The organism is Lachnospira hominis (ex Liu et al. 2021), from assembly GCF_014287955.1.
In the GTDB taxonomy this organism is placed as follows: Bacteria; Bacillota; Clostridia; order Lachnospirales; family Lachnospiraceae; genus Lachnospira; species Lachnospira hominis.
This window is the reverse complement of record NZ_JACOPD010000001.1, coordinates 212,457-235,476: the sequence shown is the minus strand read 5'-3', so window position 1 is coordinate 235,476 and position 23,020 is coordinate 212,457. Positions and strand designations below refer to the sequence as shown.

At 34.4% G+C, this 23,020-nt stretch carries 19 protein-coding genes; 16 read left to right on the top strand and 3 right to left on the bottom strand.

Annotated features, from left to right (window positions below):
• The 10 genes from H8S01_RS01075 (at position 1) to H8S01_RS01030 (ending at position 11,363) form a co-directional block, all read left to right on the top strand.
• A complete protein-coding gene (locus tag H8S01_RS01075; RefSeq protein WP_021865376.1) occupies positions 1-852 on the top strand; it encodes an energy-coupling factor transporter ATPase in 852 nt (283 codons plus the stop codon).
• A gap of 45 nt (positions 853-897) precedes the next feature.
• Positions 898-1,713 carry an energy-coupling factor transporter transmembrane component T family protein gene (locus H8S01_RS01070; RefSeq protein ID WP_186835870.1) on the top strand — a complete coding sequence of 272 codons (816 nt, stop codon included), beginning with the start codon at positions 898-900 and terminating at the stop codon, positions 1,711-1,713.
• 93 nt (positions 1,714-1,806) lie between these two features.
• Positions 1,807-2,580 carry a tRNA pseudouridine(38-40) synthase TruA gene (gene truA, locus H8S01_RS01065; protein WP_186835869.1) on the top strand — a complete coding sequence of 258 codons (774 nt, stop codon included), beginning with the start codon at positions 1,807-1,809 and terminating at the stop codon, positions 2,578-2,580.
• Positions 2,581-2,850: 270 nt separating this feature from the next.
• Positions 2,851-3,279: a 50S ribosomal protein L13 gene (gene rplM / locus H8S01_RS01060; protein ID WP_021865373.1), complete on the top strand. Its 429-nt coding sequence runs from the start codon at positions 2,851-2,853 to the stop codon at positions 3,277-3,279.
• A 27-nt stretch (positions 3,280-3,306) separates the two neighbouring features.
• Positions 3,307-3,711: a 30S ribosomal protein S9 gene (gene rpsI / locus H8S01_RS01055; protein WP_021865372.1), complete on the top strand. Its 405-nt coding sequence runs from the start codon at positions 3,307-3,309 to the stop codon at positions 3,709-3,711.
• Positions 3,712-4,175: 464 nt separating this feature from the next.
• Complete coding sequence (locus H8S01_RS01050) at positions 4,176-6,311, top strand: Dam family site-specific DNA-(adenine-N6)-methyltransferase (protein WP_207723004.1); 2,136 nt, start codon at positions 4,176-4,178, stop codon at positions 6,309-6,311.
• 16 nt (positions 6,312-6,327) lie between these two features.
• Positions 6,328-8,328, top strand: a complete 2,001-nt coding sequence (locus H8S01_RS01045; RefSeq protein ID WP_186835868.1) for an AlwI family type II restriction endonuclease — start codon at positions 6,328-6,330, stop codon at positions 8,326-8,328.
• Between the two features lie 241 nt (positions 8,329-8,569).
• Positions 8,570-9,766, top strand: a complete 1,197-nt coding sequence (locus tag H8S01_RS01040; protein WP_021865935.1) for a DUF262 domain-containing protein — start codon at positions 8,570-8,572, stop codon at positions 9,764-9,766.
• 71 nt (positions 9,767-9,837) lie between these two features.
• The gene (locus tag H8S01_RS01035) at positions 9,838-10,878 is read left to right on the top strand and encodes a hypothetical protein (RefSeq protein ID WP_207723003.1); all 1,041 of its coding nucleotides are present in this window, start codon (positions 9,838-9,840) and stop codon (positions 10,876-10,878) included.
• A gap of 95 nt (positions 10,879-10,973) precedes the next feature.
• The gene (locus tag H8S01_RS01030) at positions 10,974-11,363 is read left to right on the top strand and encodes a hypothetical protein (RefSeq protein WP_021865933.1); all 390 of its coding nucleotides are present in this window, start codon (positions 10,974-10,976) and stop codon (positions 11,361-11,363) included.
• A gap of 16 nt (positions 11,364-11,379) precedes the next feature.
• Here the strand turns inward: H8S01_RS01030 and H8S01_RS01025 are convergent, their stop codons facing one another.
• Entirely contained in the window at positions 11,380-11,622 is a 243-nt protein-coding gene (locus H8S01_RS01025; RefSeq protein WP_186835867.1) for a DUF6061 family protein, read from the bottom strand.
• Positions 11,623-12,037: 415 nt separating this feature from the next.
• Here H8S01_RS01025 and H8S01_RS01020 point away from each other — a divergent pair, with 415 nt between their 5' ends.
• Both H8S01_RS01020 and H8S01_RS01015 read left to right on the top strand, forming a co-directional pair.
• Complete coding sequence (locus H8S01_RS01020) at positions 12,038-13,354, top strand: hemolysin family protein (protein WP_186835866.1); 1,317 nt, start codon at positions 12,038-12,040, stop codon at positions 13,352-13,354.
• 173 nt (positions 13,355-13,527) lie between these two features.
• Positions 13,528-13,824, top strand: coding sequence for a cyclic-phosphate processing receiver domain-containing protein (locus H8S01_RS01015; protein ID WP_186835865.1), 297 nt, complete (start codon positions 13,528-13,530; stop codon positions 13,822-13,824).
• A 128-nt stretch (positions 13,825-13,952) separates the two neighbouring features.
• Here H8S01_RS01015 and H8S01_RS01010 read toward each other — a convergent pair whose 3' ends face one another.
• The gene (locus tag H8S01_RS01010) at positions 13,953-15,971 is read right to left on the bottom strand and encodes a hypothetical protein (RefSeq protein WP_021865929.1); all 2,019 of its coding nucleotides are present in this window, start codon (positions 15,969-15,971) and stop codon (positions 13,953-13,955) included.
• A gap of 223 nt (positions 15,972-16,194) precedes the next feature.
• On the opposite strand from H8S01_RS01010, the gene H8S01_RS01005 reads away from it, so the two are divergent.
• The 3 genes from H8S01_RS01005 (at position 16,195) to H8S01_RS00995 (ending at position 19,469) form a co-directional block, all read left to right on the top strand.
• Positions 16,195-17,415, top strand: coding sequence for a deoxyguanosinetriphosphate triphosphohydrolase family protein (locus H8S01_RS01005; RefSeq protein ID WP_186835863.1), 1,221 nt, complete (start codon positions 16,195-16,197; stop codon positions 17,413-17,415).
• Positions 17,416-17,642: 227 nt separating this feature from the next.
• The gene (locus H8S01_RS01000; protein WP_186835862.1) at positions 17,643-18,032 is read left to right on the top strand and encodes a GntR family transcriptional regulator; all 390 of its coding nucleotides are present in this window, start codon (positions 17,643-17,645) and stop codon (positions 18,030-18,032) included.
• A 15-nt stretch (positions 18,033-18,047) separates the two neighbouring features.
• Positions 18,048-19,469 carry a hypothetical protein gene (locus H8S01_RS00995; protein ID WP_186835861.1) on the top strand — a complete coding sequence of 474 codons (1,422 nt, stop codon included), beginning with the start codon at positions 18,048-18,050 and terminating at the stop codon, positions 19,467-19,469.
• An 86-nt stretch (positions 19,470-19,555) separates the two neighbouring features.
• On the opposite strand, the gene H8S01_RS00990 is transcribed toward H8S01_RS00995, so the two are convergent.
• Positions 19,556-21,178, bottom strand: a complete 1,623-nt coding sequence (locus H8S01_RS00990) for a glycoside hydrolase family 43 protein (protein ID WP_186835860.1) — start codon at positions 21,176-21,178, stop codon at positions 19,556-19,558.
• Between the two features lie 323 nt (positions 21,179-21,501).
• Here H8S01_RS00990 and purB point away from each other — a divergent pair, with 323 nt between their 5' ends.
• Positions 21,502-22,938 (top strand): adenylosuccinate lyase, encoded by a 1,437-nt coding sequence (gene purB, locus H8S01_RS00985; protein WP_186835859.1) that lies wholly within the window; start codon positions 21,502-21,504, stop codon positions 22,936-22,938.
• The last annotated feature ends 82 nt before the right edge of the window (positions 22,939-23,020 follow it).

Below are 23,020 nucleotides of genomic sequence, written 5' to 3'. Positions count from 1 at the left end.
ATGTCAATTATAGTTGATAAAATAAGCTATACATATGAAATAGGAACCGGATTTGAAAGGCAGGCATTAAAAGAAGTAAGCTGCGTTATAGAAAAAGGTGAATTTATCGGACTTATCGGTCATACAGGTTCAGGTAAATCAACATTTATACAGCATTTGAACGGACTTGTAAAAGCAACTTCAGGTGCTATATATTATGACGGTGAAGATATATATGACAAAGATTTTGATATGAGAAAATTGAGAAGCAAAGTCGGTCTTGTTTTCCAGTATCCTGAGCATCAGCTTTTCGAGACTGATATTTTCAAAGATGTATGTTTTGGTCCTAAAAATCTTGGCCTTGACAGAGCAGAGACAGAACTTAGAGCATTTGAAGCACTTCGCCTTGTTGGACTTGATGAATCTCTTTACTACCAGTCGCCGTTTGATTTGTCAGGCGGTCAGAAAAGAAGAGTTGCAATAGCCGGAGTTCTTGCTATGAAACCGGAGGTTCTCATATTAGATGAGCCGACTGCCGGTCTTGACCCTAAAGGAAGAGATGATATTCTTGACTGTGTCAAAAAGCTTCAGAAAGAAACAGGCATTACAGTAATCCTTGTTTCACACAGCATGGAAGATGTTGCAAAATACGTTGACAGAATTATGGTTATGAATGATGGAATACTTATGTATAACGGAACACCAAAAGAAGTATTTGCACATTACAAAGAGCTTGAGAAGATTGGACTTGCGGCACCGCAGGTTACATATATAATGAATGATTTGAAAAATGCAGGATTTGATGTTGACGTGAGTGCAATAACGATAGAAGAAGCAAAAACATCAATACTTAAAGCATTGGGAAAGAAATAAGCTGGAAATAATGTTGAAAGCATAACTCCGGCTGAAAGGAAAAATATGATAAGGGATATTACAATAGGACAATATTATCAGACAAAGTCTGTTATACATGAGCTTGACCCAAGAGTAAAACTTATGGGAACATTAGTATTTATTATTTCACTGTTCTTAGGTAAAAGTGTATGGATGTATCTTGCGGTTACAGCATTTCTTGCCGTAATAATCAAGCTTTCAAATGTTCCGCTGAAATTCATTGTAAAAGGTCTTAAAGCGGTACTTATTCTTATAATATTTTCTGCAGCATTTAATCTGTTCCTGACAGATGGAGAAGTGGTTGTAAGACTGTGGAAATTAAAAATCACAAAAGAAGGTATTTATCAGGCGGTATTTATGGTTATAAGACTTATGTACCTTATTATGGGCTCATCACTTATGACACTTACGACAACGCCGAACAATCTTACCGACGGACTTGAAAAGAGTCTTGGATTTTTAAAAGTTATAAAAGTTCCTGTCCATGAAATAGCGATGATGATGTCAATAGCATTAAGATTTATACCGATTCTTATCGAGGAGACGGACAAGATAATGAAAGCACAGATGGCAAGAGGTGCTGATTTTGAAAATGGAAATCTTGTTAAACGTGCAAAAGCAATGATACCTGTACTTGTGCCATTATTTATATCAGCTTTCAGACGTGCCAATGAACTTGCAATGGCTATGGAAGCAAGATGTTATCATGGTTCAGAGGGGCGTACAAAAATGAAACCGCTTAAATATAAGAAAAATGACAGAATTGCATATGGTGTACTTGCAGCATATCTGTGTGCAATGATAGCACTTAATATATTTTTAGGTGGAAGAATTATATAAAAATTGGAATTAATAATTATAATAAATATGTTTTAATTAAGCCGCGGTGAATTTTTGGTATTGAAAAAATCATCGCGGCAAATGAGGTTATTTATGAGACGTATAAAACTGACAGTAGCGTATGATGGCTGTAATTACAGCGGATGGCAGATACAGCCTAATGCTTCGACAATAGAACAGGTTCTTGATAATGCGATTAATAAAGTGACAGGAGAGAAAGTTCACGTTATCGGTGCAAGCAGAACGGATGCAGGTGTACATGGTCTGGGAAATGTCGCTGTATTTGATACGGCTTCTGGAATTCCGGGTGACCGCTGGGCATATGCAATCAATACACATCTTCCTGAAGATGTGAGTGTTGTTGAGTCACGCGAAGTTTCACCGGAATTTCACCCAAGACACTGTAATACTGTAAAAACGTATGAGTACAGGATATTAAATACAAGATTTCCGATTCCACAGTTTAGAAATTACAGCTGGCATGTAAAAGAGCCTCTTGATGTAAATGCAATGCAGAGTGCAGCACAAAGGCTGGTAGGAGAGCATGATTTTAAGAGTTTCTGCTGTGTAAAAACACAGGCGGAGTCTACTGTAAGAACGATTTATTCTGTAGATGTGCGGACTGAGGATGAAGCGTGTATAGTTATCAGGGTTTCGGGAAACGGATTTTTGTATAATATGATAAGAATAATCGCAGGAACGCTTGTAAAGGCTGGAAAAGGCAAAATAACACCGCAGGATATAGACTTAATGCTTGAAGCAAAAAACCGCTGTGAAGCAGGACAGACAGCTCCACCGCAGGGGTTGACACTTATGAATATAGATTATGTTGACGGTGACGACATGGAAGTTGAAAATCAACATTGAAAAAAGTGTTTTGTTGATTATCATGAAAATTTTTATGATTTTGTGGATAACCTCCCGGAATGCAAAAAATCTGATAAATAAATATTGACACGCGTGGTATCGTGTTATATAATCTTTAAATGTGGCGTGGAAAAGTACGCCCTGAATCAGGTTAATATGATTTTGCATGCTTCACCAATGCCCCGGAAAAGCATCTGTAAAGTCATTAACAAATATATTTATCTAAATAATTAAGTATGCATTTAAAGCAATATTTCAGGAGGAAAACCAATGAAAACTTATATGGCTACTGCATCAAGCATCGAAAGAAAATGGTATGTTGTTGATGCTGCAGATTATACATTAGGTCGTTTAGCATCACAGGTTGCTGCTGTATTAAGAGGCAAGAACAAGCCAACATATACACCATCTATGGATTGTGGTGACAACGTTATCGTTATCAATGCTGAGAAGGTTCAGCTTACAGGTAAGAAGTTAGATCAGAAGATTTATTACAATCACTCAGAGTATGTTGGTGGTATGAAAGAGACAACACTCAGAGAAATGATGGATAAGAAGCCTGAAAGAGTTATCGAACTCGCTGTTAAGGGTATGCTTCCAAAGGGACCTTTAGGAAGACAGATGTACACAAAACTTCACGTTTACGCTGGTCCTGATCATGATCAGGCAGCTCAGAAGCCAGAAGTATTAAAGTTTTAATTTTGGACATATAAGGAGGAAATAACAGTGGCTAAGAAAGCAAACGCAAAGTTCTACGGAACAGGTAGAAGAAAAAGCAGTATCGCTAGAGTATATTTAGTACCAGGTAACGGTACAATTACTATAAATAAGAGAAGTCTTGATGAGTATTTTGGTCTTGAGACATTAAAGGTTGTTGTTAAGCAGCCATTAACACTCACAGAGACAGCTGATAAGTTTGATGTTATCGTAAACGTACACGGTGGCGGATACACAGGTCAGGCTGGTGCTATCAGACATGGTATTTCAAGAGCTCTCCTTGAGGTTGATTCAGACGAATATCGTCCAGCACTCAAGAAGGCAGGTTTCTTAACAAGAGATCCAAGAATGAAGGAAAGAAAGAAATACGGTCTCAAAGCAGCTCGTCGTGCTCCACAGTTCTCAAAGAGATAATAAGAAGAAAATTGATATTTCAAAAAGCCCCGATTTTTCGGGGCTTTTTTTATACCAAAAATTAAAAAATAAGCATTTTTTTGAATAGTTGCCACATTGTAGACATACAGTAGCCACACCAAAAATAAAAATCAATTTTCTAATAATCAACACCAGCAGAATTTAAATATCTTCATAATAATATTTGTATTCCACTACATGGTTATTAAGATAAATATAATTAGAACACTTGAAACCCTTGTCAACATTGACTTGCAGAGATTTTTTTGTCCAATTACAGACATTTGGTGTTTATTTGAAGTATAAATGGATGCTAATTTTACATAGATTAAATGTAAAAATAGCATCCATTTTTTAGACTATTCTCTAATATATATATTGAAAAATAGAGAGATAATGGTATAATTAATAAAAAAAGTGTCCAATAAGGGATAAAATATGTTGCATAAAATGGAGATGAAATTATGAGTTATTCAGCAACACAATTAGCAAAAAAATTAGACATTTCTAGATCATATTTATATTATCTTAAAGATAATGGCGTAGTTGAAGTTGAGATAAATGATAATGGCAGAGTTATATGGAATGAAGAAGCATACCAAAAACTTAGTGAATATATAAAGAAAAACAAAGCGGATAGTTCAGATGAGCCTAAAGATGCACCAAAAGAATATAAAACAACTAAAATAAATAATCGCAGATATTTGGGTAATAAATATAAGTTACTTCCGTTTATTACAGGAGTAGTTGAAAATGAATGTAAAAATATAAATACAGTAGCAGATATTTTTGCAGGAACAGGTGCTGTTGCCTCTGCTTTTATTGATAAGAAGATTATTACGAATGACATTATGTATAGTAATTACATATGCCATGTTGCATGGTTTAGTAGTGAACATTATTCAGAAGAGAAAGTTATAAAAATTATTACACAATATAACAATTTGGAAATTACTGAAGATAATTATATGAGTGATAATTTTTCAAATACTTATTTTTCTTTGGATGATTGTAGAAAAATAGGATTTATTAGGCAGGATATAGAAGATAAATTTAATTTGGGGTATATTAACGCAAGGGAGAGAGCTTTACTAATAACATCATTGTTGTATGCAATGGATAAGATTGCTAATACATGTGGACATTATGATGCCTACAGGCAGGGAGTGGAGTTTGAAAAACATTTGGAATTGTATGTTCCACAACCAGAACCTGATGTTAATGAGAATAATGTTTGTTATAATATGGATACAAACGAATTAGCACCAGAAATAGAAGCGGATTTAATCTATATTGATCCACCATATAATTCAAGACAGTATTGTGATGCGTATCATCTATTGGAAAATGTAGCCAGATGGGAAAAGCCAGAGGTATTTGGTGTTGCTAGGAAAATGGACAGAACAGCTTTAAAAAGCGATTATTGTACTCAAAAGGCAACGGTAGCATTTGAAAATCTTATTGATTCAATTCATGCAAAGTATATTTTGCTCTCATATAATAATATGTCAAATAAAGGAAATGACAGATCTAATGCCAAAATAAGTGATGATGACATTATGAAAATTTTAAGTAAAAAGGGAAAAGTAAAAGTTTTCTCGGAAGATTACAAAGCATTTTCTACTGGAAAGTCAGACATACAGGCAAATCAGGAAAGATTATTTTTGTGCATATGTAATAATGAAAAAAAAGAAGTTATTCCATCAGCATTGAATTATACAGGCGGAAAGTATAAATTGCTTTCACAAATTCTTCCATTGTTTCCGAAAGATGCAGATCAGGTTGTAGATTTGTTTTGTGGTGGTTGTAATGTTGGGATAAATGTAGATTGCAACAAAGTTTTGTTTAATGATAGTAATGAATATCTTATGGGGTTATTGGATACATTTAGACGATTAACGAAAGAAGAGATATTTGATTGGATATATAAAAGTATAGACAAATACGGATTATCGCTAGTAAGTAAGAATGGATATGATTTTTATAATTGCGAAAGCTCAAAGGGATTAGGTGAATATAATAAAGCCGGTTACAATAAACTTAGAGGTGATTTTAATAAAAAAGCCAGCAAAGATAATGAGTATTATTTAATGTTATATTTGTTAATCGTATATTCATTTAATAATCAATTACGATTCAACAGGAAAGGAGAGTTTAATTTACCTGTTGGCAAAAGGGATTTTAACTCTAAGATGCAGGGAAAGCTGGAAGCATTTATTGATAGAGTTAAGAGTGGAGATTATAGGTTTACAACAGATGACTTTAGGAATGTAAGTATGGAAGACTACACAGATAAAAGTTTTTTCTATGCTGATCCTCCTTATTTGATAACATGTGCAACTTATAATGAACAAGCCGGATGGACAGAAAATGATGAAAAAGATTTGCTGAATTATCTTGAAGAGCTTGATAAAAAGGGGATTAGATTTGCCTTATCTAATGTATTGGAAAGTAAGGGTAAGAAAAATGTAATACTTTCGGAATGGATTAATCAAAATAAGAAATTTAAAGCTATTCCATTGAATTATGATTATACCAACTCAAATTATCATACAAAAAAGGATGGAATAACTAAGGAAGTGTTAGTAGTAAACTATTGATTAGAGGAGATATTTTATGGCAAAAAAGATTGGATTTAAAAGTTATTGCTGGGCTATTGGTACAACAAGCTATCGTACTGACAACTTTAATCTGAGTATAGAAAAACAATTGCATTTACTGAGGCAATTCAGAGAGTTGGAAGAAAATAAAAACAAGAAGTGGGGAAATAATAAAAAGTTTCAAGCAGAATATTACAATTTTTTGAAAGAAAATAACTTTGTAAAAGGAGATGCTGCTCTTCCAGATAAAGATGCAAGAGAAAAAACATCAGGATTAAGAGATATAGGACTTCTAGATGATGAGCGTAACATAACAGAAGCAGGATTAGAACTGTTAAGAATCACTGATTCAGCAGATTTTTCAGCGGATAATTTTTTGGAAATTCCGAAGGACAGCTTTTTATATTTCAAACAGATGTTAAAAACATCAAATGTTGTAGAGGGAAAAATCGTAAGACCCTTTGTCGTATTTCTGTATGCTGTAAATGAATTAGGTTATCTCACAAATGATGAGTTTACATATCTATTACCATTATGTGTGGATGAGCATACTACAAAAAATATAGTTAAGAGTATAAAGAACTATCGCGAGACTGGCGAGAAAGATTTTGATGATATTATTTTATCCGTTTTGATGGAAAAAGATAATTATAAACAGGCGTTGAATTTGTTGAAAACAGAACCTATCTCAGAAGAATTGATATGTAACGTTGGAATCAATAGAAAAAGTGCAAAATATGACAAGCCATATTATACCTTATATTCCTTATTAAAAAAGATTGTATTTTCAAAAGATAATCTTGCATTAGAATTTTATGAAGCTACAAAGAAATTAACCAATAGTAAGGTTGGAGGAGCTTGGAGAAAATATTTCTTCAACAGTAGTGCACGAAGTGTAATTTCAAGAGAGGGGCTATCTGTACTTAATACTGTTCCTATATTACAGGTAACAACAGAAGAACAGTTTAATGAAGAATTTTTTAAGGTGGTGCATACTTTTAAGGCTAGAGCAACATTATCAGATTACTTTGATTTGAATAGAAGATATTTCAAAATAACAGATATCGTTTTGTTTGAGGATAATAAGGTAAAACTGGATGTACTTCCACAATGCTATATTGAGATTATAGCAGGAAATCTGTTAAATATAGCTTTTGAACAGACAGAGTTATTACCCCAAAATTCAAAGCTTAAAGATATAGATTCATTCTTTGATATAGATATAAATATTTTATATCAAAAATTAGGATGTGCTCTAGGTACCAGCGTAGCCAATAAAGAGATGGCTCAGAAGGTTATAAAAGATGAGCGTTACACAAGATTTAATAAGCTTATAGATGACAAGTTTGATAAAAATACTATTATTAGACTGCTTGATGATTTTGAAAGCAGAAATGACGATGAAATAAGAAGCATAGTTACAGACAATGCGGATATTCCTACAATATTTGAATATGTACTTGGTATAGCATGGTATATAATCAGCGAACGAAAAGGTGATGTTCTTGAATATATGAATTTATCATTAGAAGCAGATTTATTACCGAAGACTCATGCTGGAGGCGGAGAAGCTGATATAGTATGGAAGTATGAAATGACATATGAATATCCTAAGCATACATTGTTAATAGAAGCTACACTTGCGGATAAAAAGAATCAGCGAAGAATGGAAATGGAGCCAGTATCAAGACATTTGGGAGATTATTGTCTGGCACATCCAGAAGATGAAGCATATTGCGTGTTTATTACAACATTTTTAAATAATAATGTAATATCAGATTTCCGGGCTAGAAGGTTTATGGAGTATTATAATAACGCAGGAACTAAGTATATTACAGGAATGAAAATTCTTCCTATACAGACTACAGAGCTTAAAACATTACTAAGATTTGATGTTAAGTATCCACAGATATACAAAATGTTAGATGCAGCTTATAAAACGGACGGGTCACCTAAAGAATGGTATGAGAATAGTATTGTGAGAGAAATTGGTATGTATAATGGACAGGAGATTTAGAATAATTTCATAAGTGGCATTGTTATTTATATGTTAATTTGGTTTAATTGCACTTCAGGATTGATTTCTGGAGTGCTTTTATAATATATATTTGTTTATTATCTTATATTTATGACACTAAATAGAGTCATTGATGTATGACGAAAAAAAACAAGGAATAATAAAAAAAACGATAGAGTCTATTGAAAAAAGCTTTGGATAGTGTTATCTTAACTATAAGAATAATATTAGGAGGTATTTTATGGCACTTGTTATGGCTTTTTCGTATGATTCAAGACCAATCCAGACGATATTGAATCAAATTAGGAATATAAATAAAAGAGATGGTATTGATCTTCAACCTAATTATCAAAGGGGATATATATGGAGTTCGGATTTTAAAGATAAATTATTATATAGTATCATTAAAAGCTATCCTATTGGAAATGTGAGCTTAAGAGTACGTACTGAAAAAAATGAAAAAGGAGCTATGCAAGAGGTTGTAGATGGACAACAAAGATTGACTACAATATATAAATTTATTGAAAACGAGTATGTTATTCAAAGTGATATATCTAAAGATATTATAGAATACATTATAGAATATATGGGGGAAGATACGGATGAAAAATTAAATAGGCTAAAAAAAAGAATGCATAATAAAGGCAAAATATCTATTTCATTTAAGCAACTTCCTGAGGCAATACAAGATAATATTTTAGCATATAATATATCTATTACAAATATAACAAATGCATCTGATGATGAGATAACAGAGTATTTTCGTTACTTGCAGAATCAAGAAAGACTTAGGGCAGGAGAATTACTTAATTCGATACCAGATACAGAGCTTGAAAAGTATTTGAATCAGATTGAAAAGAAGGAAATTTTATTATCAAAGTTAGCGTTTCAAAATAAAAGGAAGCAGTTTGATCGCGTTTTCTATAGTATTGTAGGATTAATAGATGGTCAAATAGGTTTTGGCGTGACTGACAAGGAAGTTATGAAATTCCTAGATAGCTGTAAGGACTTAAATGATGATACGATAAAAAGTGTAAATTATTTGATTGAGACATTAAATGAAATAGCTGATGATGAATCTATACCTGTAAATTATATTTCATGTAATGCAAGAGCAATGAAATTTTTATTGCTTTTAATAGTTCTGAGATTGGTTGATTTTAAAACTGATTGTAAAAACAAATTAAAAGCATTAGATGCCATAAATGAAAAATTGTCAGCATTTAGTTCAGCAAAAGCAGATAGCGTAATGAAAGCTTTTTCTGGTTATTCAAATACTGTAATAGAAGAGTATAGATTGCTGGCACTGATATCTAAAGGGGGGCATTCATTCAAAAGAGTAAAAAATAGAATGGAAATATTGGCATATTATATTAATAATTTTGACAATAGAGAACAATCATCTGGAATTATACTTGTTGAGGAAACAGATGAATAATTCAAATAAATAAAATACTTTGAATATTTGTAAGAAAGCATAGGTTAATAATCTATTAAAGGTGAGAAATTATGAATGCTATGGAACAGTGTCCGGTATGCGGCAAGAGAGGAATATTTAAGCAAGTATGTTATGATCCTACCGCAGTTTTTTATGAATGTCCAGTTTGTGGACGGTATGAATACTCAATGGAGAATAATGCATATGAAGAATTAGATTATAATGAATTAGCACCATTTTTGTTTTATGAGGGATTCAGAAATCAGCAGGGTAGAGTTGAACACAGGTATTATTCTACAAAATCAAGAGAATGGTGTGATACATATACAGTGGAATTTAGAAATGATAATAATATTGCAGAAATGCCAGTCCATATGGATCAGAAAATTATTTCATTGTGGTTTCCAAAAAGTTTTTCTCAAAAAATTGATATGATTTTGATTAAATTAAATGAATTGACAGAATTTGTTGGACAGGAAATTAAACTTGATATTCCATCACTTCTAAGTTGTATGTTTGTTAGAAGGTTTAAATCAGACAATAGAGAAACTGTGGAAGATAAAGAATTAGTAAAGCAAGCGCTATATATGACATCTTATTTGTTTGAAATAGGATATGTCAAGGGAATAAATTGTATAAATGGTGATGTTTCAAGAGCGGATAGTTATTATGGAGAGATTTCTATTACCCCTAAGGGCTATGATAGGATAGATCAATTACAACAAAGAGATAATGATGGAAAAGATGTATTAGTAGCAATGAGATTTGGAAGTGAAACTCTAAAATTAAGAGAAGCAATACGAGAAGGAATTTTTGAAGCAGGATATCACGCGATATTTATCGATGAAGTTGAACATAATGGTTTTATAACGCCAGAGTTATTAAGTAGAATTAATAAGAGTAGATTTGTTGTTGTTGACCTAACACATAGAAATAATGGGGCGTATTTTGAAGAAGGATATGCAATGGGATTGGGAAAAACAGTAATTCAGTTATGCAAAAAGGGTGTTGAATTACATTTTGATATTGCACAGATTAATACAATTATGTGGGAAGATGAAAAAGATATTCCTTTGCGATTGAAGAATAGAATAGAGGCAACTATAAAATAAACTTTAGTAATTTGTTAGCGATATGAAATAAATCTTCATATAGTTTAAATCTAACTTATGAGGTGAGTGTTGAAGAACTGGAGGTGTAAAAAGATTTGGAAGAAATATTAAATACATTATTGGTCTCATGTGTACCAGCTATCATAACAGGGATTATTTCTTATTTGACAGCAAATAAAAAAGCCAAAGCAGAAATCGCAACATTACAAGAAAGTAATAAGCATGAAATAGAAAAGTTAATGAAGCAACATGAAGTGGATATTGAATCATTAAAAGAAAAACATCAGCTTGAAACTGAAAAATGTGAGCAGGAGCATAAACATAAAATTGAAATAATGCAGATTGAACATAAAAATGCTTTAGAAAGCAATGAAAAGCAGCAAAGTAATGCAGCGATGTTTAGTGTGATGACGGATATAATTAAGGAACCACAAAAATTGCAAGGATTATTGGAACTTGCCAATAATCCTGCATTCAAAAAATAAATGATTATAGAGTAATTTAATAGGGATTCCAGTGTGTATCCATAGCATCAGCCCATGCCTGCAACTCGCAATCGAGAGCAAGTGCAGCATACATTAGTGGATTATCAATTGCAAGGTTATCAATAAGCCTTTGAGAGTTAGGTGTAGTATGGAGATTCTTTTCAGCTTCAGCACAGGATAAGAATAGAAGTGTATTATCAGCAAAAGCAATATCAATTCCGTTCTTGTACTGGTTATAGTAAGCAAAATGTATTTTCATAGTATTAGACCTTTCTTTGTTAAAGTAATGAGTAGTCCTGGGAATGTGTGGGCAGCCAACCGTATACAACACATATGCAGCAATGTCAACCGTAAATTCCCTATTTCTGGGCTTTTCAGGATATACAAACGCTCTCAAAGAGATAGGATTTTATGTTTTACATAAAATTAACACAATGTTTACAGCTTTTAGATTGACTATGTGAGGACTTTTTGTTATACTTTACAAAATATTATTTAAGGAGGAATGTTTAACTTGGACGAAAGTGATAATGATTCTGATGCGAACCAATTCAATAGAATTTTTATTTATATATCTCAAGGCATGGACTATGTATTCGGAACATAGACCATGTCTTTTGTTGCTTTTATAAAGTGTGATATTTAGATAATTTTATTGTAGAAAGGTTTTATTTGTGAGTACATCAATTTTTATTCTTTTATTAGTACAGATTATTTTAATTATATTAAACGCGATTTTTGCGAGTGCAGAGATTGCTGTTTTATCAATGAATGAAACAAAACTAGAACGAATGGCAGAACAAGGTAATGGCCGGGCAAAGAGATTAGTACGATTAACACAAGAGCCAGCACGATTTCTTGCGACAATTCAGGTTGCAATTACGTTGTCGGGATTTTTAGGAAGTGCTTTTGCAGCAGATAATTTCTCAGAACCTTTAGTTGATTGGGTCGTAGGAATAGGAGTGAATATTCCACGTTCTACTTTAGATACCATAGCTGTTATATTGATTACATTGATTTTATCATATTTCACGTTGGTTTTTGGCGAATTAGTTCCAAAGAGAATCGCAATGAAAAAATCGGAAGAACTTGCACTGAGGATTTCAGGATTGGTTATGGGAATCTCTATCTTATTTAAGCCAATTGTTTCATTTCTTTCAATATCAACCAATATTGTCTTGAGGGTTTGTGGTGTTGATCCAAATGAAGCGGAAGACCAGGTAAGTGAAGAAGAAATACGTATGCTTGTTGATGCAGGAAGTGAAAAAGGAACAATAGATCATCAAGAAAAAGAATTTATTCAGAAAGTTTTTGAATTTAATGATATTATGTCTGGCACGATTGCTACACATCGAACAGATGTGACAATATTATGGATGTCTGATGATGTGAAGGAGTGGGATGAAACAATTCATAATACACGACATACCCTTTATCCTGTCTGTGGAGATTCGATAGATCATGTTATTGGTATTTTAAATGCAAAAGACTATTTTAGATTAAAAGAAAAAAGTAAGGATATGGTTATAGATTCTGCAATTTCTGCACCATATTTCGTTATGGAAACTACAAAAGCAGATGTGCTTTTTAAAAATATGAAACAATCGAAGCAATCTATGGCGATTGTATTAGATGAGTATGGTGGAATGGTTGGAATAGTGACTCTTTTTGATTTATTAGAAGAAATTGTTGGCGATTTAAACGATATTGAACCAATATCGTTGGAAGAAGAAACTGTTATTATAAGAATAAGTGATGACAAGTGGGAAGTGAAAGGAAATATACGATTAAGTGATATTGAAGACGCTATAGGCGTTACGTTTACAGAAGAAGATTGTGACACATTTACTGGATTTGTATTTCAAAAATTTGGTATGGTACCAAAGGATGGGGATACAAAAATAGAATTAGAAATAGAAAATATGCATATAATCATTGACAAAATAAAAGAGCATCAAGTTGAACACGCAATTATAGAAATTTTAAAATAAAAATTTTGAAATCGCATTTGTAAATTATTTTAGAAACAAGTGGATATATCAGAAGAGTACATATACATTTTCAAATCCAACAGGGAGAGAATGATACTGCGATAAAAAATAGGCGATGCCTATTTTTTATGAACTGTGGTATAATTAATAATCATTAATTTACCGAGGTACATATGAAAATTTGGTTAGATGATTTAAGGGTTGCACCTGACGGATATGAAACCACTAAATCTGTCAATGAGGCAATTGATTTAATAGAAGAGTGTGAGCAGAATGGAGAAGAAATAGAAGTTCTGGATTTGGACCATGATTTAGGCGATTATGCTTATGATGGCGGCGATGCAATAAAGCTTCTTGATTATCTGGCGGAAAGAGAAACATTTTATCCAGTGGAAATCCATACAGCAAACCCGGTTGGAAGGGAAAATATGTATAGAATGCTTGATCGGTATTGGCCTGATTTATATTAATCAGCATTTGGTATATACAATGGGAAAAGTTCCAGGGGGTGGCATTATAACAGCTGTGTTTTGTATTTCTGGTCAATAAAAGTAGGGCTGGCAGTCAAATATGATTGCCAGCCCTGATTTTTTTTGGTTTACCACCATTTCTCCTTATAAGAATACTCACCACGGTAATTGGAAGCATTATAATCAGGATACTTAAATGGTGCATATACGTCATCCTTAGGTGCGTCATCCTGTGTGTATATGTACATAGAGTCATAATCCCATGTGACAATTTCGTCGCGGGCGTCACCGTAAAGATTTACAGCCTCGGCACACAGGGTAGGATGTCCGTCATCAGGAAATCTGACGACCTGAATACCGTTTCCGTCAATCATGCCGCCTCGCTCAATATCGGCATTGAGCAGGATAAAGTCCTGACCGTCGCCAGTCCAATTGACAGGAGTTAAGAGATTGCCGTTAAGTTCATTTTCCATTTCCCACAGCTGATTGCCTTCGCTGTCATAGAAATATATAATTCCCTGATGTCCCCAGAAATTAACAACAACCATTTCATATCCTGGGCGGTTCGGGAGATAATTGGCGAGACTGACACGCTGTGCATGACCGATGCCATCCTTTTTAAGAAGATTTCCATTAAAATCACTTATCAGGAAACCTTCTTTTCCGGCAACGCAGGCAAAAAATTTAGTGCCCTTATGCGGACCGGATTCAAATCTGCCCGGAACAATCTCATCAATATGGTCTTCTTTGACAGGCATTGTCCACATTTTATTTCCGTGGCAGTCAAGCATGTTATAACCGACTAAAAGCTCATCGTGTCCATCACCATTAATATCGATTGCAAAAGGAAAATGTCCCGTATTTTTATCGCTCTGGAAATGCCACATAACCTCAAGGTTATCATTTAGGGCATAAACTCTGCAATAACGGTCCTTAATAAGAATATCGCGTGGTTTTTCAAGACCACGGAAATTGCATATACGCATGCCGTCAGGATTAATTCTGTCAAATGCATATATTTTATCAGGAACACCTATAATAGTTCCGTCTTCTTCAGACGTAGAGAAAGGCGTTTTAGCCCGTTTTTTAACTTCACCGGTTCTTCCGTCAAGAATTAAGACTTCAAAATTCTTGGCGGTGATAACTTCATCAAAACCATCACCATCAATGTCATATATCTGCATAGGCATATCGGCAGATATCGTTCCGATGTCGTGGTTATCTGTTGGTTCGCCATGCTGCCATAATATATTTCCGTCAAGGTCGAATGCAGTGAGACAGCTTATCGTTCCGTAAGCATCACGGTTTACACGTTTCTGGCACTGTGCCATAACCATCTGGTACTCACCATTGCCAAGAAGATGTCCAAAACGGAGTTGTCTGCCTGTGCCACAGCCTTTGAGGTCGATTTTTTTAAGAAGCTTCATCTTAGGATATTTAGCCTGTGCTTTTTCACATTCAGCTTTATAGGCATTTCTTGCTGCGTCAATAGATGCAGCAGTGCTTTCAGAAGTTGTAACATTTACAAAGCCAAATTGTGCGGGTATAGTTGCAGTAATGGCAACTTTTCCACCTTGTGCAGCATATTCTGTATCAAGGTCAAAATATACTTTATCATCAACACTACATATAATGTGGCTTCCTTTAATATCGGCTTTGAGTACATAAGTGTCATCACAGTTGTAATCAAAAGGCACTGAAGCGATAATAGTAACTTCTTCTTTGTGGCGGTATTCAAGCCTTAATTCATGCTCTTCAAAAACGAGAACAAGAAGATTTGCTGAATTCTGACAGCAAAATCCGATACCTGCATTGCCCCATTTTGTTGTGAACATACGCACGCCTGCAGTTATAGTGTAATCCCGCCAGAACCGGTCTCCGCTTGTAAGCATCGGAAAAGTGCGGTGTGGCTTGTCATTGCGGATGCGCATCTGTTCCATATAATGTTTTCCATTATATTCAGTAATAACCCATGATGCACCCTGTCCGTTATAAGTGTGGTTACACACGGGGTCATACCATTTTCCATAATATCCGGGATAGTGGATAAAATGATATTCGCCCATTGCCGAATGATTTTTGTCATATGGGAATTCACCAATAGGAAAATCCTTAAAATCTTCATCAAGTAAAATATACTCTGTCATAATTACCTCCATTCTGATAACTTGTAATTTTATTGAAGTAAAATTGTATATTGATTATAAAATGTTTTTTGAAAAATTATTACTGTTTTTTTACATGTTTTTTGAATTTAAAAGATTTAATGTCGTTATTTATATAAATTTTTTGACAAATATTATTAGCAGTGGTATTATAATATAAAATATATATTAAAACACAGAAAATATTAGAAACGGAGGTACATGCATGACAAGAAACTTATTTAGCAGATATGCTTCTGATGATAATAATCCTGACTGGGAGAATCATATAGAGCGTGAAACACAGTTGTATCATCGGAAAAGTGACATACGTTCAGAATATGAGAGAGATTATACACGTATATTACATTCACTTGCATACAGAAGATTAAAGCATAAGACTCAGGTGTTTTTTAATATTGACAATGACCATATATGCACACGAATGGAACATGTACAGCATGTTGAGTCGGTGAGCTGTACTATTGCAAAGTTTCTCGGATTGAATGTTGACCTCACAAGAGCAATAGCAATGGGGCACGATTTGGGACATGCACCTTTTGGACATGAAGGAGAAGTTGAGTTAACGAGAATACGAAAAGACTTTGGAATGGATAGATTCTGGCATGAAAGAAACAGTCTTAGAATAATAGACAATATTGAACTGCTTGAAGACGATAAGAGCGAGCTGAAAAATCTTGACCTTACGTATGCAGTCCGGGACGGTATAATTTCACATTGCGGAGAGGTTGATGAGAACGGTATCTTTCCAAGAAAAGAAAAAATAGATCTGGATACATTTTGCGAACCGGGACAGTTTCAGGCGTATACATGGGAGGGCTGCGTTGTAAAAGTTTCCGATAAAATTGCATATCTCGGAAGAGATATAGAAGATGCAGTCCGGATTAATTTTATTGGTGAAAAAGAGATTGATGAGCTGGCAAAGATTTCACAAAAGTATGGTGTTGAAACGATAAATACGACAGTTATAATCCATAATTTTATAACAAGCATATGCGGGAACAGCTCGCCTCAACAGGGAATCAGGCTGAGTGATAAATATAATAAAATGCTTAAAGAAATAAAAGATTTTAATTATACAGCAATTTATAACAATGAAAAATTCAAAGTTTACCGTGACTATGTTGCATTGGTTATAAGAAGTATTTTTAATACACTGATGAAGACATATGATGTTTGTAATCCTTATAAAAGCCTTGATAATATAGATTGCATGAAAGAAGCATATCCTATGCTTGCAGGTGATTTTTACAAACATATCAAAGTATATTCCAATATACAGGGTGATAATGAAAAGTACAAAAATAAAAAGATTTATGGAAATATAGAGACAAAAGAAATATATGCTCAGGCAATAATTGATTATATTTCGGGAATGACGGACAGATACGCAGTTGAGATATTTAACGAATTGTTAAAGTATTAAAATATATCTGATGGAGGCATTATATATGGAATTATATGTAGTCGCTCCCGGATGAATTCGATATATTACACTATGTGAGGATAACAGATGTCAGAAAAAAATCCGATGCTGCCGCTTTCATCATTTGGTATACCCGATGCGAAGAACACATTGAATATATTGACATTTTAAAATGATTGTATTAGTATATGTAATACAAGCAATACAAAATATGTGAGGAGAAAATTATGATATTAAAGTTAGATATGAACAGTACGGTTCCGATATATGTACAGCTTCGTAATCAGATAGTTATGGGAATCGGACACGGAGAACTGAAAGAGGGAGAGCGGCTGCCGACGGTAAGACAGCTTGCGTCGGATGCGGGAGTTAATACGATGACGGTCAATAAGACGTACCAGATTCTTAAAGCGGAAGGGTATATACAGACTGACAGACGGCAGGGGGCGATGGTTGCACGTAACATTACCATGAATAAGGAATTTCGTGAAAAGCTTGAATCGGAGCTGGAGCTTTTATCTGCTGAGGCAAGTATTAACGGAATGGATAAGAGTGAATTTATGAAAATGTGTGAAATTATTTATTCAAAGATGAATCCACAGCCGCTACAGGCGTGAGAAAGCAGGTAAGGTATGAGTATAGTATTATTTATGATGTTTTTGTTTTCCGGGCTTATGATAACACTTATTTGCAGATTTACAGTTTTTTCAGAATATGAATATACACAGGGAATGTATCTTGGAGTGCATATTCCGCCAGAAGAAAAAGATAGTGAGATAGTCAGGCCATTCATGGAAAAAGAGGTAAAAAGGCAGAAGATATTCCAGAATATTAACATGCTGTTATCGGTTTTATTGTGCATACCGGTCTTTTTCTGGGAAGCTGCGTCAGTTATAATATGGACGGTATGGATGTGTACATATATGATAGGATACATGTACATTCTTAATTCGGCACACCGCAGATTATATAAAATAAAGATTCAGAACGGGTGGATAAATAAGAACACGCAGATGATTTATGTGGATACATCGCTTTCGGCAGATGAACGCAGTTTTAAGTCAAATAAAATATATCACATTATTACGATTGTGTCAGAATTTATAATGACAATCCCGTTTATGATTAATAAATCATACAGCAGAAGTGAAGGGTTGATTTTCGCATTAGCTGCAATATCAATTTCTTTAATATGTATGATTTTAAATATATATGTTAATAAAAGAAATACCACGGTTTACAGTGAAGATACTGATATAAACAAGGCTGTCATGAATCTGTCAAGGAAGTATTTCAATGAGGGCTTTATATCATTAAGCATGTGCAATGCCGCAGCATTTCTGTTATTTACAATATTGTATATGATAAACAGGGAAGTATCTTTTATGTCGATGATGCTGTATATAACTATTCAGACACTTTCAACAATATTTCTTGTGGCGGCGTATCTGATTCTGATAAAAAAGAAAAAAGAACTTCTGTCGTCAGATATGAAACCGGTTTATGTAGATGATGATGAATATTGGAAAACAGGATATTATTATAATCCGAACGATAATCATATTCTTGTGAAGAATCGTATGTTTGATGGTAATTATTCATTCAATCTGGCTAATTCCAAAGCAAGATTTATATGTGGAGGACTTTATATAGTTATAATAGCATCTATAGTGTTTACGCTGGTTGTGTTGCTTCCGTTTTCTAATGTGAAGATGAATGTGGATATTTCATCAGAAAAAATGAAAGTATCGGCGGCAGGTTATAAATATCAGGTGGACGCAGATAATATTGAGAATATTGAATTGCTTGATAAATTGCCCGGTGAAAGTTTTTACCGCGTAAACGGAGGTTCAACTGATACGTATGATATAGGTTATTATAAAGGTTCTGATACAGGAAAGTGTATGCTTTTCATATTTGACGGATATGAACCCATCCTTAAAATAACAGGTGGTGGAAAAATTGTATTTTTAAATTCAAAAAATGAAGGAGAAGTACAAGATTGGTATGAACAGATAAAAAAGATACGGAATGATATTGATATGAAAGAATAAAAGGCTGATTTTTGGCGAAACAAAAAATACCGCAGACACATTTAATGTCTGCGGTGAAAATAATTCAATATGTTATGTTTAGCATATTACAGTTTGTAATCAACATCAGGGTTTATGGTGAGTGCAACACCGGTTTCAAATGTACCTTTACCGTTTTCGGCAAAAAGTGAAAATAATGTTCCTGTAAAAGTCATTGTACGTGTACCCTCCGTGCTGAGTCCGGCATTAAGTCCCGACCCGATTTCATGGTAGGCAATTTTTGCATTGAGATTCGTTGTATCAGCAAGGGCATAAGAAAAAGTATATTTTTCGCGGTCAGTATCTATTTTTACAAGAAGATTGAGATTTTCCTCTTCTTTAGATATAGGAATATGTGCAAGTTCTGCACCCATGTCGTGTATATGTTTATAAAATCCGACATATTTTCCATTTTCATCGCTGCCAACATATATTTCATAGTGATAATCGTTGTTATAGTAGGCAGCAACACCGAATCGTTTTGCTGTACTGTCTTTTATTTTTAATACAGCTTTAAGTGATGTTGTAAATTCCGGCTGCTTAAATGAAAGAACAGTCGGGGATTTACCTGGTTCATTCAATGTTATATCAGTACCTTTAAGCGTGAGACATCCGTTTTTACTGTCATAAATATAATGAGACATATCAGGATTTCTTGTGAACTGCAGGCGTTTGTCAAGAGTATCATTGTGGAAGTCAATATTGACGCTGTGGTCTGCATGTAAAAATGGTCTGCCTGTTGCATCGTCTGTTATTGTATTAGCAATTGTCTCCGGCTCATTTATGCCCGGAAGAGGTGCATCCATTACAAGCTCAATAGTTCCGTTTCCGTTGTATCCGACAACAGGCCATCCGTCTTCATTCCATGTGACAGGTGCAAGAAAGGTTTCACGGCCGAGATTGTGAAGAAGTGCATGGCTGAAGCGTCTTATTCCGAGGAATACAAGCCACCAGTTTCCGTTTGCATCTTCAACAAGGTCAGCATGTCCGGTAGCCTGAATTTCGGATTTTTTATACTCTTTATGAGAAATAATAGGATTGTGTGGACATGGTGTATAAGGACCGAATACATTTTTTGAACGCTGTATTGTTTCGCGGTGAGCATATTCTGTTCCGCCTTCCGCAATCATCAGGTAATACCAGCCGTCTTTTTTGTAGATATGTGGACCTTCTGCACATTGACCGCCGCAGCCAGTGCTTATAAGGTGCTTGTCGGAAAGAATTTCGCCCGTCATCGGATTGATTTTAAATGCAACAATACCTCTTACACCGTCAAGATTACCGGTTGAACAGTAATAACAGCAGTCATCATCATCCCAGAAAAGTGATGGGTCTATACCACCCTGGTCAATCCATGCAGGGTCGGACCAGTCTTTGTTTATATCGTCTGTATGAACAACAAAGTTTCCTTTATCGGTAACATTAGTTGTTATCATATAAAACATTCCTTTGTGGTACCTTATTGTAGGTGCATATATACCACCGGAATTGCGGCAGCCTTCAAGTTCAAGCTGCGAACGTCTGTTAAGGCAGTATCCGGTAAGTTCCCAGTTTACAAGATTGCGACTGTGATATATCGGTACACCGGGGAAGAATTCAAATGTTGAATTAACAAGATAAAAATCATCGCCAACGCGGCAGATGCTTGGGTCGGGATTGTATCCCGGAATAACAGGGTTTTTAAAAAGCATAATCTTATCACCTCAGAAAAAATATTGTATACAAAATAAAAATTAAAGTGCGGTTATATAAAAATACATTTAATAACTTATCTGTAGAATATATTTATTTAAAGATAAATTCAAGGTAAAAGTGTGTCATAAATTATTTAATTTACAGAAAAACTTTTGACAAATCTGATACATAAATTTTGTATGTAACGTGTATGACGCTTATTTTTAATCAGAAATAATTTAATATATGAGGTGCATGGCTGCAAAGTAGTTTACTTGAAATAGCAGTTTATGTATGTTACAATGGCAAAAGCAATAAATTTAATATACGAAAGGCGGATTTGAGCATGAATGACAGATACCAGACACCTCTTGCGGAAAGATATGCGAGCAAAGAAATGCAGTATATTTTTTCGCCTGATATGAAGTTTAAGACATGGAGAAAACTTTGGATTGCACTGGCTGAGACAGAAAAGGAACTCGGACTTGATATTACAGACGAGCAGATTGAGGAACTCAAGGCTAACAAAGACAATATCAATTACGAAGATGCAAAAAAGCGTGAAAAAGAAGTAAGACATGATGTAATGTCACACGTATATGCATATGGACTTCAGTGTCCTAAGGCAAAAGGAATTATCCATCTTGGAGCAACTTCATGTTATGTTGGTGATAATACAGATATTATTGTTATGACAGAGGCATTGAAGCTTGTTCGTAAAAAACTTATAAATGTAATCGGTGAACTTTCTAAGTTTGCAGATAAATATAAGGCACTTCCTACACTTGCATTTACACATTTCCAGCCGGCACAGCCGACAACAGTAGGCAAGCGTGCAACACTCTGGCTTAATGAACTTGTTATGGATTTAGAGGATGTTGATTATATACTTTCAACAATGAAGCTTTTAGGATGTAAAGGTACAACAGGTACACAGGCCTCTTTCCTTGAATTGTTCAATGGAGATCATACTAAAATCCGTCAGATAGATGGAAAGATTGCACAAAAGATGGGATTTGACAAGTGTGTTCCTGTATCGGGACAGACATATTCAAGAAAAGTAGATACAAGAGTTCTCAATGTACTTGCAGGAATTGCAGCGAGTGCACATAAGTTCTCTAACGATATCAGACTTTTACAGCACTTAAAAGAAGTTGAGGAACCATTTGAAAAATCACAGATTGGTTCATCAGCTATGGCTTATAAACGTAATCCGATGAGAAGCGAAAGAATGGCATCACTTGCAGATTTTGTAATTGCAGATGCACTTAATCCGGCTATCGTATCATCAACACAGTGGTTTGAGAGAACGCTTGATGATTCAGCAAATAAGAGAATGTCAGTTCCGGAAGGATTCCTCGCAGTTGATGGTATTCTTGATTTATATCTTAATGTTGTTGACGGACTTGTTGTATACGAGAAGGTTATTAACAGAAGACTTATGTCAGAACTTCCATTTATGGCAACAGAAAATATTATGATGGATGCAGTTAAGGCCGGCGGAGACAGACAGGAACTCCACGAAAGAATCCGTGAGCTTTCTATGGAAGCAGGAAAGAGAGTTAAGCAGGAAGGTCTTGAAAATAATCTTCTTGAACTTATTGCGGCAGATCCAATGTTTGGTGTAACACTTGATGAACTTAAAGCTAAACTTGATCCTTCAAAGTATGTAGGACGTTCAAAAGAGCAGGTTGAAGAATATCTTGCAGAAATTATCAATCCTATTCTTGATGCTAATAAAGAAGAACTCGGAATGACAGCTGAGATTAATGTTTAATATATACATATTCTCATAGCATATGATTTTGCCGGACGCAGTTTACGTCCGGCAAAATTAATTTTACAAAGTGAGGTTAATT

Excerpts from the sequence above, each read along its gene's own strand:
- H8S01_RS01075 (WP_021865376.1), top strand. The coding sequence starts at position 1 with ATGTCAATTATAGTTGATAAAATAAGCTATACATATGAAATAGGAACC.
- H8S01_RS01070 (WP_186835870.1), top strand. The coding sequence starts at position 898 with ATGATAAGGGATATTACAATAGGACAATATTATCAGACAAAGTCTGTT.
- truA (WP_186835869.1), top strand. The coding sequence starts at position 1,807 with ATGAGACGTATAAAACTGACAGTAGCGTATGATGGCTGTAATTACAGC.
- rplM (WP_021865373.1), top strand. The coding sequence starts at position 2,851 with ATGAAAACTTATATGGCTACTGCATCAAGCATCGAAAGAAAATGGTAT.
- H8S01_RS01050 (WP_207723004.1), top strand. The coding sequence starts at position 4,176 with ATGAGTTATTCAGCAACACAATTAGCAAAAAAATTAGACATTTCTAGA.
- H8S01_RS01045 (WP_186835868.1), top strand. The coding sequence starts at position 6,328 with ATGGCAAAAAAGATTGGATTTAAAAGTTATTGCTGGGCTATTGGTACA.
- H8S01_RS01040 (WP_021865935.1), top strand. The coding sequence starts at position 8,570 with ATGGCACTTGTTATGGCTTTTTCGTATGATTCAAGACCAATCCAGACG.
- H8S01_RS01035 (WP_207723003.1), top strand. The coding sequence starts at position 9,838 with ATGAATGCTATGGAACAGTGTCCGGTATGCGGCAAGAGAGGAATATTT.
- H8S01_RS01025 (WP_186835867.1), bottom strand. The coding sequence starts at position 11,622 with ATGAAAATACATTTTGCTTACTATAACCAGTACAAGAACGGAATTGAT.
- H8S01_RS01015 (WP_186835865.1), top strand. The coding sequence starts at position 13,528 with ATGAAAATTTGGTTAGATGATTTAAGGGTTGCACCTGACGGATATGAA.
- H8S01_RS01010 (WP_021865929.1), bottom strand. The coding sequence starts at position 15,971 with ATGACAGAGTATATTTTACTTGATGAAGATTTTAAGGATTTTCCTATT.
- H8S01_RS01005 (WP_186835863.1), top strand. The coding sequence starts at position 16,195 with ATGACAAGAAACTTATTTAGCAGATATGCTTCTGATGATAATAATCCT.
- H8S01_RS01000 (WP_186835862.1), top strand. The coding sequence starts at position 17,643 with ATGATATTAAAGTTAGATATGAACAGTACGGTTCCGATATATGTACAG.
- H8S01_RS00995 (WP_186835861.1), top strand. The coding sequence starts at position 18,048 with ATGAGTATAGTATTATTTATGATGTTTTTGTTTTCCGGGCTTATGATA.
- H8S01_RS00990 (WP_186835860.1), bottom strand. The coding sequence starts at position 21,178 with ATGCTTTTTAAAAACCCTGTTATTCCGGGATACAATCCCGACCCAAGC.